Source organism: Actinomadura sp. ATCC 39365, assembly GCF_054392275.1.
Genome location: NZ_CP184335.1, coordinates 6801202 through 6813891, shown reverse-complemented (window position 1 = coordinate 6813891; position 12690 = coordinate 6801202). Strand labels below are relative to the sequence as shown.

The window sequence follows — 12690 nt, the reverse complement described above, 5'->3', positions numbered from 1 at the left end:
GCCTCTGTCGAGAAGGGTGAAGAGATCCTGTCGGGAAAGCAAGGGCGCTGATCCTAACAAGCTCGGATAAATCCCGAAATGTAATGTGGTCAGCTGAAATGTCGCCACATCGGCCAGGTGGCGGACCACGGCCGCACGGGATCCCGGCAGAGCCACACCGGCATGCCCTGCTCCTCGTTCCCGACGTCCACGCCGTTGTCCACGCGGGCCTTCTCCTCGCAGGAGCCGAACAGCGCGCGGGCCCGGCCGCCCGCGTTCACCAGGATCGCCACGGTCGCGTCGTCCGGCGGCGGGCCGTACTCCCAGAGCTGGTTGTGGCCGGAGTACACGTGGGTCAGGCCCGCCCGGTCGAGGGCGCCGTACTCGCCGTAGTTGCCCGTCACGACCACCGCGCGGGCCCGCTCGTCCGGCGGCAGCGCCCGCAGCACGCCGCCGACGGCGGCGGCGAAGCGCGGCCAGCCGACCGACTCGCGGGCCACCTCGTTGATCGCCGGCACCGGCGTGCCGGCCAGCGCGCCGACCGGCACGAGCGGCAGCGCGAGCACCGCGCAGGCCACCGCGTTGACCGCGAGGAACGCCCACGCCGCGCGCACCCGCCCGGCCCGCGCCCGCGACACGCTCACGCACCCGGCCGCGAACAGCGCCACGATCAACCCGGCGGTGTAGTCGAAACGGCCGCCGCTGACCAGCGTCAGCACCGCCGTCACCGGATAGGCCACCGCCAGCGCCCGCACCCGCCGGTCACGCCACAACCGGACGAACCCCAGCACCGCGACCACCGACACCACCGGCCCGAACAGCGTGAGCTGCATCGGCACGAACATCGCCCGCATCTCGGCGCCCTTGTCCGCGCTGAGCGCGGCGGCCATCGACAGCTGCGGCCAGCCGTGCGTGGCCTGGTAGACCAGGTTCGGCACGGCCAGCACGGCGGCCACCAGCGCGCCGCCCCACAGCCACGGGCTGCCCAGCGCCCGCCGCGGCCCGGCGATCAGCAGGCCCGCCGCCAGGCCCAGCACCAGCAGCGCGATGAGGTGCTTGTTGTAGGTGGCCAGCCCGATCACCGCGCCCGCCGCGAGCCACCAGCGCGGCTGCTCGCGCAGCAGCGCCCTGAGCGCGAACAGGATCGCCGCCGTCCACAGCGGCAGGTCGAAGCTGACCGTCAGCAGCGTGTGCGCCGCGATCAGCGTGTACGCCCCGGTCGCCGCCCCCACGGCGGCCATCGTCTGGGCGAGCCGGTCGCCGCCCAGCTCCCGCGCCACCAGTGCCACCAGCACGACCACGGCCGCCGCGGCCAGCGCGGGGAACACCCGCAGCGCCGTCACCGTGTCGCCGAACAGTCCGAGCGCCGCCTTGCCCAGCATCGGCGTCAGCGGCGGCTGGTCGACGTACCCCCAGGCCGGGTGGCCGGCCAGGACCCGGAAGTACAACTCGTCGCGGTGGTAGCCGTACCAGGGGCTCAGTGCGAGGGCCACGCCGGCGGTCAGGACCGCGGTCACCGTCACCGGACGCCACGCCCAGGGCCGTTCCATGGACGTCGAGGCTAGATCCTTTCCCCGCCGTTTGTCACTGCCGGAGCGGGTGTCGCGTTGCGCGATCTTGGTCCGGCGGTTAACCTGGGAGGCATGCGAAATCGCCCTCAGATCCAGTGGTGGCGCCGCTCCTAGGCGGCGCGTTTTCGCATTCCTCTCAAAGGACGGCCGCCCCGGATGGCGGCCTTTCTCGTGTCCGCCCCCGGGGCCTCATGATGTGATGTGGTAAGGGGCAGCAAGTGGAGAGCAGCGGATATACCACCGCCGGGGGCGTCGGCGTCGAGCGCGAGGCACGCGACGTGTCCGAAGAGGCGCTCGAAGAGATCGTGACCGCGCTCGGCGAGCGGCGCGGCGGCGCCTTCTCGTCGGGCATGGACTACCCGGGCCGCTACAGCCGATGGGCCTTCGGCTACGTCGACCCCTGCCTGGAGCTGGTCGCCAAGGGGCGGGTCATCTCGGCGACCGCGCTCAACGAGCGCGGCAGGGTCGTGCTGCCCGCCGTGGCCTCCTGCCTGCTCGCCGCGGGCAAGCCGGTCAGCGAGCCGACGCCCGACCGCGTCGAGGTGCACGTCCCGGAGTCCGAGGACCTGCTGCCGGAGGAGATGCGCAGCCGCCGGCCCACCGTGTTCACCGCGATCCGCGAGGTCATCGCCGCCTTCGCGGGCGACGACCCCCACCTCGGCCTCTACGGCTCCTTCGGCTACGACCTGGCCTTCCAGTTCGAGCCGATCCGGCAGGAGCTGGCCCGTCCCGACGACCAGCGCGACCTGGTGCTCCACCTGCCCGACCGCATCGTCGTCATCGACCGCCAGCGCGAGACCAGCGTCGAGTACCGCTACGAGTTCACCGTCGACGGCGCCACCACCCGCGGCCTGGAGCGCACCGGCTCCTCCGTGCCGCAGGTCGTCCCCGGCGAGCTGCCGAAGGACCCCGTGCGCGGCGAGTACGCCAAGGTCGTGGCCGCCGCCAAGGAGCGGTTCAAGCGCGGCGACCTGTTCGAGGTCGTGCCCGGCCAGGTCTTCCACGCCGTCTGCACCGACCCGTCGGCCTTCTACCGCGGCCTGCGCAACAGCAACCCGGCGCCGTACGAGTTCATCATCAGTCTCGGCGACGGCGAGCACCTCGTGGGCGCCTCGCCCGAGATGTACGTCCGGGTCAACGGCGACCGCGTCGAGACCTGCCCCATCTCCGGCACCATCGCCCGCGGCAGCAACCCGGTCGAGGACGCCGAGGCCATCCGCACCCTCCTGAGCAGCGTCAAGGAGGAGTCGGAGCTGACCATGTGCACCGACGTCGACCGCAACGACAAGTCGCGCATCTGCGTCCCCGGCACGGTCAAGGTCATCGGCCGCCGCCAGATCGAGCTCTACTCGCGCCTGATCCACACCGTCGACCACATCGAGGGCCGCCTGCGTCCCGAGTTCGACGCCCTCGACGCCTTCCTCACCCACATGTGGGCCGTCACCGTCACCGGCGCCCCCAAGACGTGGGCCATGCAGTTCATCGAGGACCACGAGGCCACCACCCGCCGCTGGTACGGCGGCGCGATCGGCTTCATCGGCTTCGACGGCTCCATGAACACCGGCCTGACCCTGCGCACCGCCCAGATCAAGAACGGCGTGGCCACCGTCCGGGCCGGGGCGACCCTGCTGTTCGACTCCGACCCCGAGGCCGAGGAGCGCGAGACCGAGCTCAAGGCCAGCGCCCTGCTCGGCGCCCTGGCCGCGGTCAACCAGCCCGACGCCGTCCCGCCCGCCGTGGTCAGGGAGCAGCCGGGGGCCGGCATGAAGGTGCTGCTCGTCGACCACGAGGACTCCTTCGTCAACACGCTGGCCGACTACTTCCGCCAGGAGGGGGCCGACGTGGTGACGCTGCGCCACGGCTTCCCGGCCCACACCATCGACGACGTCGCGCCCGACCTGGTCGTGCTCTCGCCCGGCCCCGGCTGGCCGTCCGACTTCGGCATGGCGGCGCTCATCGACGAGATCTACGCCCGCGACCTGCCCGTCTTCGGCGTGTGCCTGGGTCTGCAGGCCATGGTCGAGCACGCCGGCGGCTCGCTGGAGCTGCTCGGCTACCCCGAGCACGGCAAGCGCGGCCAGGTCGGCCGGCTCGGCGACAGCGCGCTGCTGGAGGGGCTGCCCGAGGAGTTCACCGCGGCCCGCTACCACTCGCTGCACGCCAAGCGGTCCGGCGTGGTCGGCTTCACCCCGACCGCGCTCACGCCCGACGGCAACGTCATGGCCATCGAGGACGTCGAGCGGCGGCGCTTCGCCGTGCAGTTCCACCCCGAGTCGATCCTCACCCAGGAGGGCGGCGCGGGCGCGAAGATCATCGCGAACGTGCTGCGCCTCACCCGGCGCTGACCCGGGCCGGTTCGTCTGGGAAGGGGCAGGGTGTTCCTGTCGTAGGGCAAAACGTCCGCGGGGGCGTGCGGGGCTCCCCTAGAGTCTCCGCATGCTCCCCGTAGCCCTGCCCGACACGGTGCGTGACGCGCTGCTCGCCCCGCTCGTCGACCACCACTGTCACGGGGTTCGCCGGGACGACCTGACCCGGGCCCAGTTCGAGCCGCTGATCAACGCCGGCGGCGCCCCGGCCCCGCCCGGCACCACGCATTTCGACTCGCCGTTCGGCATGAGCCTGCGCCGCTGGTGCGCCCCGCTGCTCGACCTCGATCCGCACGCGCCGCCGGCCGTCTACCTCGCCCGGCGGGCCGAGCTGGGCGCCGTCGAGGTCAACCGGCGCCTGCTGGCCGGGGCGGGGGTGGTGGCGTTCCTGGTGGACACCGGGGACGAGGACATCGACCTGCTGTCGGCGGCCGAGATGGGCCGCCACGGCGGAGCCGCCGCCGACGAGATCGTCCGGATCGAGCAGATCGAGCAGGACGTCGCCGAGTCGGCGCAGATCGCCGTCGACTACCTCGACGGCCTGGCCGACGAGCTGTCGGCCAGGGCCGCCAGGGCGGTCGGGCTCAAGACGGTGATCGCGGGCCGCTGCGGGCTCGACTTCGACCCGGCCAGGCCGAGCACCGGCTCGGTCATCGCCGCCGCCAACCGCCGCCTGGCCGACCCCAAACGGCCGCTGACCGACCCGGTGCTGCTGCGCCACCTGCTGTGGAGCGCGATCGACGTGGCCCGCGAGCGGGGGCTGCCAGTGCAGTTCCAGGCCGGGTTCGGCGGGCGCGGCCCCGACCTGCACCGTACGGACCCGGCCAGGCTCAGCGCCCTCATGGACGCGCTGCAGCCCCTCGGCGTGCCGGTCATCCTGCTCCACTGCTACCCCTACCACCGCACCGCCGCCTACCTGGCGGGCGTCTACCCGCACGTCTACGTCGACGTCGGCCCGGCCCTGCCGCACACCGCCGCCGCCTCGGCCCGCGTCATGGACGAGCTGCTGGAGCTGGCGCCGTTCCACAAGCAGTTGTTCAGCTCCGGCTGCCGGGGGGTGGCCGAGACCGGCTACCTCGGCGCCCTGTACCACCGCCAGGCGCTGGGCGCGGCCCTGCTGGCCAGGCTGGAGGCGGGGGAGTGGAGCCCGGCCGACGCGGCCAGGATCGCCCACATGATCGGCTCGGGCAACGCCCGCCGGGTGTACCGCCTCTGACCCGCACGCCGCCGGCGCCGCCCGATGGCGGTGCCGGTGGTCGCGCCGGGCGCGCGTTTACGGTGGCGCCGGTGCGCCGACGGTGGCGGCGGTGCGCGTTGTCGCCGTAACGGAATGCCATTAATTCACGACATTTCCTTCACTAATCGGAAATTTACATTTCCGGTAATCAAATTGTGATTTGTCTCTTTGTCAATATTGCTGTGATGATCGTGGACGCCAGAACCCCTACGCCACACCTGGAGGTGTCGTGTCCTGGCGTCCCTTCGTCCTCACGGCCGCAGCCCTGTCACTCGCGCTGGCCGTTCCCGGTGTCGCGGCGGCCGACGACCCGCCGCAGCCGCAGGTGGAGTCCCGGGCCGGCACCCGGGCCCCCGCCGAGGTGAGCGGGCTGGCCGAGCCCGCCGCCGCGGCGGACCCCGTCGCCGCGGCCAAGGCCCACCTGGCCGACCCGCGTTACCACCTCGACCCCGCCGACCTGGTACCGCTGCGCACGGTCGTGAACGGCCAGGACGAGACCGTCAGGTTCGCCCAGCGCTATCGGAACCTGCCCGTCTTCGGCGCCCAGTACCTGGTGCGCTTCCGCAAGGACGGCGCAGGCCGCGAGGTGACCGGCGCCGGTGGTCGCTTCCTCACCGAGCTCGACGTGAACACCACGCCCACGGTCACCCCCGCGCTGGCGGCCCGGCTGGCCCGCGCCCGGCTCGTCCGGGACGACCAGATCCGCGCCACGGTCAAGGCCACGCCCGGCGAGCTCGTCGTGCTGCCGCGCGGCAAGGGCGTGCTGGCCTGGCACGTCACCCTGGCCGGCGCCGACGCGGTCAGGAAGCGGCCCGTCCTGCTGGACGCCTACGTGGACGCCCACTCCGGCCGGCCGCTGTTCGCCCTGGACCGGCTGCGCATGGAGGGCCCGGCGACCGGCAGCGGGCAGACCGCGCACGGCAAGACCGTCCCGCTCAACGTCTACCAGCGGGCCGACGGCGCGTACGAGCTGCGCGACCGCGCCCGCCCGATGTGGAACGGCACCACCGGCGAGATCCTCACCTACGACGCCGCCGGCGCCGACGTGCAGCAGTTCCTCGAGCCCGGCGTGCCGGCGGGCACCGAGCTCGGCAAGTCGCCCACGCCCGCCTTCGGCCCCGAGCACACCGAGAGCGGCGCCGTGGACGCCCAGTGGGGCGCGGGCAAGGTCTACGAGTACTACAAGGGGCTCGGCCGCGACGGGCTCGACGGCAAGGGCGGCACGATGTACTCGGTCGTCAACGTCACCTACTACGGCAGCCCGTTCGAGAACGCCTTCTGGGACGGCACCAAGATGGTCTACGGCGGCGGCGGCGCCGACCTGCACTCCTTCGCCGCCAGCCTCGACGTCGTCGGCCACGAGATGACCCACGGCGTCATCACCCACAGCGCCGACCTGGTCTACCAGGGCCAGTCGGGCGCGATGAACGAGGGCCTGGCCGACTACTTCGGCAACGCGATCCAGACCGGCGCGCTCGGCATCCCGATGAGCGACCCCGACGCCAGCCTGCTCGGCGAGGACCTGTGCAAGAGCCGGCCGCCCGCCCAGTGCGCCACCCGCGACCTCGACGACGACCGCAACGCCGCCAAGGACTACCTCGGCGTCACCGCCGCCCTCGACTCCGGCGGCGTGCACCTCAACTCCACGATCTTCTCCGGCGCCCTGTGGGACGTCAGGGAGAAGCTCGGCGCCGGCTTCGACAAGGTCGTCTACAAGGCGCTGACGGAGTACATGACCCCGCTCGACGACTTCGCCGACGGCCGCCGCGCCGTCGAGTCGGCCGCCCGCGCCGCCCGGCTGTCCTCGCGCGACCGGCTGGCGATCACGCTGGCCTTCGAGCGGCACGGCATCAGGCCCGGCTGGGAGCGGCTGATCCGCACCGACAGCCGCGTCGTCCTGGACGGCCTCACCGACGCCATCGACCCGCCCGCCCTGGCCGGCGACCGGTACGCGGTCACCGACAGCACCCCCGACGCGAACGGTCCCACCGTCATCCGGACCGGACGCGTGAGCGGCGGCCCCGCGACCACCGTGTCCGACGACGGGCGCTGGGACTGGACGCCCGCCACCGACGGCAGGCGCGCGGTGTGGGTCTCCCTCGACGCCGAGGCGGGCCGCCTCCAGGTCCGCTCCCGGCCGCTCGACGCCTCGGCGCCGTCCACCGTGCTGCACGAGACCACCGGCTACGTCTACGCCGTCGCCGTCTCGGGCGACGCCGTGGCCTGGTCCGGCGAGGACCCCGCGACCGGTGAGGTCGAGCTGTGGCTCAAGCGCGGGAACGCCGCGCCGGTCAACCTGACCGCCGACAAGGGCGTGGCCGGGTACATGCCCTCGGTCACCGGCGGCCGGCTCGTCTACGTCCGGGTGAGTTTCGTCTCCGGCGCCGGTCACAGCACGCCCGTCGTGCACGACCTGGCCACCGGCAAGGAGGTCGTGCTGCCCGAGGTGCCGCCGGCCGGCGCGATCCCGTCGATGTCGATCCAGCCGGCGCTGACCGCCGGGCACGTCGTCTGGCTCTACGACGCCGACCGCGACGGCCGGATGGGCGTCATGCGGGCCGCGCTGGACGGCACCGGCCAGACGCCGGTCGTGCCGGACGGGCCGCAGGCGCCGTACGCCACCTGGCTCGACGCGAGCGAGTCGCGGGTGACGGTCGGCGTGCAGCCGGACGGGACCACGCTGGAGAACGCGAACCTGACCAAGATCTACCAGGTTCCGGTCGCCGGCGGGGCCCTTGAGCGCTACTCCTGCAACCGCGGGGAGCAGGCGCTGTTCGCCGCCGGCGCGGCGGGCCGCGTCCTGTGGGTGGACGGGACCGCCGGCGACACCGACCTCGTGACCCGCGACAGGCCCGCGCACCGCTGCTGACCTGCCAAGGGCGTCCGCCCGGCGCCCGCCGTACCCTCCGGAGGGGGACGGCGGGCGCCGAGTCGCGCGCAGCCCCGCGAGCTGGTTTGCTTGAGCCCGTCACAAACCACAGAACCCGAGCGGGGGGCTCCCTTATGCGCAGTGTCGAACCCGAGGTCTTCATCGTCGCCCGTCCTGAGCTTGACTACGACGAGCTCGCCCGTTACCTGGGCGAGGTCGGCGGCGAGAGCTGGCTGGAGCGGCTCGACCGCGGCGACCTCGACGCCCAGAACCTCGCCGAGTTCGCCGGCCGCCTCTGCTACCGCTCCTTCGAGCCGGGCCTCAACCCCAACGTGGTGCGCATCAGGGAGAACCAGGACGACTACCTGCGCAACATCCTGGCCAGCGCGCACGGCTCGGTCCTCGAGCACGTCAGCTTCAGCTTCGTGCTGCACAACGTCAGCCGCGTCCTGACGCACGAGCTGGTGCGCCACCGGCCCGGCGTGGCCATCTCCCAGGAGTCGCTGCGCTTCGTCCGGCTCGACGAGCTGCCGTTCTGGTTCCCCGAGTGGGCCCAGCAGGACCCCGAGCTGATGAAGCGGGCCACGGCCGTGCTGGAGCAGCTGGAGCAGTTCCAGCTCTGGATGGCCGGGCACTTCGGGCTCGACGAGGAGGGCGTGCCGTTCTCGGAGAAGAAGCACCGCACGTCGTTCATGCGCAGGTTCGCCCCCGAGGGCCTGGCCACCGGCCTGGTCTGGACGGCCAACGTGCGCACGCTGCGGCACACGATCGAGGCCCGCACCGCCGTCGGCGCGGAGGAGGAGATCCGCCTGCTGTTCCAGCGCATCGGCGAGCTCATGCGCAAGGAGGCGCCCGCCCTGTTCGGCGACTACGTCGTCGAGGACGGGGCCTGGGTACCGGGCTGGCGCAAGGTCTGAGGCGTCAGGCGAGCGCGGGCAGCACGTAGACCTCGGCGCCCGGTGGCAGGGCGCAGTCGAGGTCGCCGAGCCCGCGGGCGTTCTCCCCGCACACGATCATGCTGATGTGCCGGCGGATGCGGCCGTAGTCGTCGCGCAGCCGCTCCTCCAGCAGCGGATGGGTGCGCCGCAGCATGTCGAGCGCCGAGCCGAGCGTGGGCGGGGAGTCGCGGTCGGCGCCGACCGCGAACACCTTGACCTCGGTGCGCCCGCTCACCCACCGCCGCAGCGAGCTGGGCAGCACGAACACGACCATCGTCACGGGCTTGGTGAATGACCTGGCCATCGGTCAGAGCACCGCCGCGCGCACGCTCAGCACGTCGGGCAGGTGGCGGGCGACCTGCGACCAGCTCTCGCCGTCGTCGCGGGAGCAGTGGACCTCGCCGTCGCGGGTGCCGAAGAACAGCCCGGCGGGGGAGGCGGTCATCGCGTCGCGCAGCACGGTGGCGTGCACCGGCCCCTCGGGCAGGCCCTCGCCCAGCTCCTGCCACGTCGCGCCGGCGTCCTGGCTGCGGCAGACCCGGTAGCGGTGGCCGACCGGGGTGCGGTCGACGTCGGCCGTCAGCGGCAGCACGAAGATCGTGTCGGGACGGGTGGGGTGGACCACGATGGGGAAGCCGAAGTCGGAGGGCAGCGCGGAGCCGATGTCGTGCCAGCTGCCGCCGAAGTCGTCGCTGCGGTAGACGCCGAAGTGGTGCTGCAGGTAGAGCCGGTCGGGACGGGCGGGGTCGAGGCAGACCTTGTGCACGCACTGCCCGAACTCGGGATACTGCTGCCCTTCGGGCAGGAACGGCGCCCGGATGCCCTGGTTGGCGGCCTCCCACGACATGCCGCCGTCGCGGGTGCGGTAGAAGCCGGCCGCCGAGACCGCGATGCCCATGACCTCGGGGTCGGTGGGGTGGGGGACGATCGTGTGCAGGCACAGCCCGCCGCCGCCCGGCTGCCAGCGCGGCCGGTGGGGATGGTCCCACAGGCCCTCGACCAGCCGGTAGGTGACGCCGTTGTCCTCCGAGCGGAACAGCGCGGCCGGCTCCACGCCGGCCCACACCACGCCCGGCTCCGACGGCGAGGGCGTGAGCTGCCACACCCGGGCCAGCGTCGCGTCGGTCTTGTCGGGGAAGGCGATGGGCGGTTGGGGCGCCTCGCCCCAGGACTCGCCGAGATCATCGGAGTACATCACGGACGGACCGAAATGGCCGTACTCGATGCCGGCCAGCAAGCGGGGGGTGCCTCCCCGGGTGTCGATGGCCACCGAGGGCACCGCGACCGTGGAGAACCGGATCGGCTCGATCTCGAACGGGCCGCCGCCCGCCGAACGGGCGAGGAACAGGCCCTTGCGGGTGCCGATCGCGAGGACTGCGTCACTCATAGCATCGCTCCCATGTTCGCTTCCCGCCATCGTGCCACGCGGGCGGCGGCGGTGCCGAGGACTGGGAGATTTGCCGCACGCCGTCCGCACCCCGGCCGCACGGCCGCCCGTGGACGGCCCGGACGGGACCGCCATTACCCGGCAGGTAATCGTGATGCTTCCCTCTCCCCGCTAGATTTCCTGACATGGGAGCACTAGCGATACAAGAAGAGACGTTTGGTGATTTGTTGCGTTCGTGGCGGCAGCGGCGGCGGGTGAGCCAGCTCGACCTGGCCATCGAGGCCGACGTCTCCTCCCGGCACGTCAGCTTCCTGGAGACCGGCCGCGCCCGGCCCAGCCGCGAGATGGTGATGCGGCTGGCCGAGGAGCTCGACGTGCCGCTGCGCCACCGCAACCGGCTGCTGGTCGCCGCCGGGTTCGCGCCGGTCTTCCCCGAGCGCGAGGTGCGCGCCCCGGAGATGGCCGTCGTCCGCCAGGCGCTGGACAAGATCCTGGCCGGGCACGAGCCGTACCCGGCGCTGGTCGTGGACGCGGCGTGGAACCTGGTGGCGGCCAACTCGGCGGCCGCCATGTTCATGGCCGGCGTGCCCGCCGAGCTGCTGGCCGAGCCGGTCAATGTGATGCGGCTGTCGCTGCACCCCGACGCGATGGGCGGCAGGCTGCTGAACCTGGCCGAGGTCCGCGCCTACCTGCTGCACCAGCTCCGCAGGCAGGCCGAGGCGTCGGCCGACGGCCGCCTGGCCGAGCTGCACGACGAGCTGGCCGCCTACACCTACCCCGGCGTCAACCTGAACGTGGCCCACGTGCCGGGACCGGGCGACATCCTGCTGCCGCTGCGCATCGCCGACGGCGACCGCGTGTTGTCGATGTTCACCACCATCGCCACCTTCGGCACGCCGATGGACGTGACCGTCTCGGAGCTGGCCATCGAGACGTTCTGGCCGGCCGACGAGGAGACCGCCGCGGCCTTCCGCCGCGACCCGGCGGCCTCCTGACGTCCACCGGGGACGTTCACCGGGGACGTTCACCTGGGCCGGCGTCCTAGCGTTCCCCGGGGACGACGTCGCGGTGGATGCGCGACAGCGGCACGCCGTCGGCCTGCAGGCGGCGCACGGTGCCGTCCACCATGCCGCTCGGGCCGCAGACGTACACGTCGTGCTCGCACCAGGAGTGGAAGCGCCCGGTCACCTCGGGCAGGTGGCCGCGCATCCCGGCGTAGGACGGGTCGCCGGAGACCACCGGCAGCACCTGCAGCCAGGGGAAGGACGCCTGCATCGCCAGCAGGTCGGGCAGGTCGTACAGCTCGTCCGCGGTGCGCGCGCCGTGCAGCAGGTGGATCCGCGGCCGGCGGCCCGAGGCGATGACGTGCTCGACGATCGCCTTCAGCGGGGCCAGCCCCGTGCCGCCGGCCACGCACAGCAGGTCGCGGGCGCTGTGCTCGCGCGGCGTCATCGTGCCCATCGGCGGGCCGAGCATGACCGTGTCGCCGATCCTGGTGTGCCTGGTCAGGGCCGTGGACACCCAGCCGCCCGGCACCGAGCGCACGTGCAGCCTGACCGTGTCGTCCGGGCGCGGCGCGTTGGCGATGGAGAACGCACGCCACACCCGTGGCCAGCGCGCGGTCTGGACGGTGACGTACTGGCCCGCCGTGTACGGCAGCCGCCGCGCGGGCCGCAGCGTGACCACCGCGATGTCGGGACGGCGCAGCTCGTGGTCGACGACCTCGGCCGGCCACCAGGCCGGCGAGACGCCCGCCTGCGACTCGGCCGACTCGATCATCATGTTGGCCGCCGCCGTGTACGCCGACACCCACGCCGCCTCGATCTCGTCGTTCCACACCTCGGCGGCGAAGCGCCGGATCGTGGCCAGCAGGGCGGTGCCGACGGCCGTGTAGTGCTCGGCGAGCACCCCGTACTTGCGATGGTCCCTGCCGAGCTGGCCGAGGTAGGCGGCCAGGCCGTCAGGGCTGTCCAGGCTCCACACGATCCGGGTCAGCGCGCCGAACAGCCGGTCGCGCTGGACGTCCATCGCGGGCGGGAACATGCCCCGCAGGTGCGGGCTCGCGGCGAACAGCCGCCCGTAGAAGTACGCGGTCGCCTTGTCGGCCACGGGCTCGACGAGTGAGAAGCTCTCCTTCACCAGTCGCGGATTCAACGACATGAACTCAACCCCACCCCATTGGACCGGAAAATCGATTCCGGCCGCGTCGGCCACCTCCTGACGGCTCCGGGTCGTGAACGCGCTGCGTGCCCCGGCACATCCGGCGCGCTCGGAAATGAGTCTTACACCACCTCTGATGCGTCACAACCGATTCACCCCAATTGCGATATGGGGTTTTCCGGC

Annotated in this window: 9 protein-coding genes; 5 read left to right on the top strand and 4 right to left on the bottom strand. The window is 72.6% G+C overall.

Features of this window, described 5'->3' with window-relative positions; all coding sequences use genetic code 11:
* Positions 1-89: 89 nt before the first annotated feature.
* Positions 90-1529, bottom strand: coding sequence for a glycosyltransferase family 39 protein (locus tag ACNF49_RS33350; RefSeq protein WP_482940041.1), 1440 nt, complete (start codon positions 1527-1529; stop codon positions 90-92).
* Positions 1530-1768: 239 nt separating this feature from the next.
* Between ACNF49_RS33350 and ACNF49_RS33345 the strand changes: the two genes are divergently transcribed.
* From ACNF49_RS33345 to thyX, 4 genes are all read left to right on the top strand, one after another.
* Positions 1769-3895 carry an anthranilate synthase component I gene (locus ACNF49_RS33345; protein ID WP_357975549.1) on the top strand — a complete coding sequence of 709 codons (2127 nt, stop codon included), beginning with the start codon at positions 1769-1771 and terminating at the stop codon, positions 3893-3895.
* Between the two features lie 91 nt (positions 3896-3986).
* The gene (locus ACNF49_RS33340; RefSeq protein WP_482940040.1) at positions 3987-5132 is read left to right on the top strand and encodes an amidohydrolase family protein; all 1146 of its coding nucleotides are present in this window, start codon (positions 3987-3989) and stop codon (positions 5130-5132) included.
* 250 nt (positions 5133-5382) lie between these two features.
* Positions 5383-8022: a M4 family metallopeptidase gene (locus ACNF49_RS33335; RefSeq protein ID WP_482940039.1), complete on the top strand. Its 2640-nt coding sequence runs from the start codon at positions 5383-5385 to the stop codon at positions 8020-8022.
* A gap of 134 nt (positions 8023-8156) precedes the next feature.
* Positions 8157-8939 (top strand): FAD-dependent thymidylate synthase, encoded by a 783-nt coding sequence (thyX, locus tag ACNF49_RS33330; protein ID WP_352350875.1) that lies wholly within the window; start codon positions 8157-8159, stop codon positions 8937-8939.
* A gap of 4 nt (positions 8940-8943) precedes the next feature.
* Here thyX and ACNF49_RS33325 read toward each other — a convergent pair whose 3' ends face one another.
* Together ACNF49_RS33325 and ACNF49_RS33320 are read right to left on the bottom strand one after the other, a co-directional pair.
* A complete protein-coding gene (locus ACNF49_RS33325) occupies positions 8944-9264 on the bottom strand; it encodes a ubiquitin family protein (protein ID WP_357975558.1) in 321 nt (106 codons plus the stop codon).
* Positions 9265-9267: 3 nt separating this feature from the next.
* Positions 9268-10347, bottom strand: coding sequence for a WD40/YVTN/BNR-like repeat-containing protein (locus ACNF49_RS33320; protein WP_357975561.1), 1080 nt, complete (start codon positions 10345-10347; stop codon positions 9268-9270).
* Between the two features lie 224 nt (positions 10348-10571).
* Between ACNF49_RS33320 and ACNF49_RS33315 the strand changes: the two genes are divergently transcribed.
* Positions 10572-11342 (top strand): helix-turn-helix domain-containing protein, encoded by a 771-nt coding sequence (locus ACNF49_RS33315; protein WP_358009331.1) that lies wholly within the window; start codon positions 10572-10574, stop codon positions 11340-11342.
* Between the two features lie 46 nt (positions 11343-11388).
* On the opposite strand, the gene ACNF49_RS33310 is transcribed toward ACNF49_RS33315, so the two are convergent.
* A complete protein-coding gene (locus tag ACNF49_RS33310) occupies positions 11389-12507 on the bottom strand; it encodes a globin domain-containing protein (protein WP_357975567.1) in 1119 nt (372 codons plus the stop codon).
* Positions 12508-12690 lie beyond the last annotated feature (183 nt).

Bases quoted from the DNA above. Each gene is read 5' to 3' on its own strand.
- ACNF49_RS33320 (WP_357975561.1), bottom strand. From the start codon at position 10,347: ATGAGTGACGCAGTCCTCGCGATCGGCACCCGCAAGGGCCTGTTCCTC.
- thyX (WP_352350875.1), top strand. From the start codon at position 8,157: ATGCGCAGTGTCGAACCCGAGGTCTTCATCGTCGCCCGTCCTGAGCTT.
- ACNF49_RS33350 (WP_482940041.1), bottom strand. From the start codon at position 1,529: ATGGAACGGCCCTGGGCGTGGCGTCCGGTGACGGTGACCGCGGTCCTG.
- ACNF49_RS33325 (WP_357975558.1), bottom strand. From the start codon at position 9,264: ATGGCCAGGTCATTCACCAAGCCCGTGACGATGGTCGTGTTCGTGCTG.
- ACNF49_RS33310 (WP_357975567.1), bottom strand. From the start codon at position 12,507: ATGTCGTTGAATCCGCGACTGGTGAAGGAGAGCTTCTCACTCGTCGAG.
- ACNF49_RS33340 (WP_482940040.1), top strand. From the start codon at position 3,987: ATGCTCCCCGTAGCCCTGCCCGACACGGTGCGTGACGCGCTGCTCGCC.